Origin of the sequence: Parachitinimonas caeni, assembly GCF_030129945.1 — a bacterium.
GTDB classification, from domain to species: Bacteria; Pseudomonadota; Gammaproteobacteria; order Burkholderiales; family Chitinimonadaceae; genus Parachitinimonas; species Parachitinimonas caeni.
The window spans coordinates 1-255 of the sequence record NZ_JARRAF010000304.1; the positions used below are offsets into that span (position 1 = coordinate 1).

The 255-nt window shown below is 64.7% G+C and carries 1 protein-coding gene; it reads right to left on the minus strand.

The window, feature by feature from the left end:
• The coding region (gene rdgC / locus PZA18_RS25920; RefSeq protein ID WP_284103544.1) for a recombination-associated protein RdgC at window positions 1–255 on the minus strand (255 nt) is incomplete at both ends.

Below are 255 nucleotides of genomic sequence, written 5' to 3' on the forward strand. Positions count from 1 at the left end.
GCCGGCGGCAGCGGATGACGGCACCCTCATCGCCGGGGGCTTTCAGCTCGCAGTCGGCATCCAGGGTAAACCCCTCGTCGGCGCCATTTTCCAGCCAGTTGGTCATCACCGTGACCGGACTTTGCTGGGTGTGAAGCAAGCGGCTAGGCAGGTGTTCCAGGGCTTCCCGGAGTAGCGACAATAGGGTTTCGGCACGCGAAGCGCTGGAGGTATCAACCCACACCCAGCCGGTTTGCGGCTCGACCAAGGCCCGGG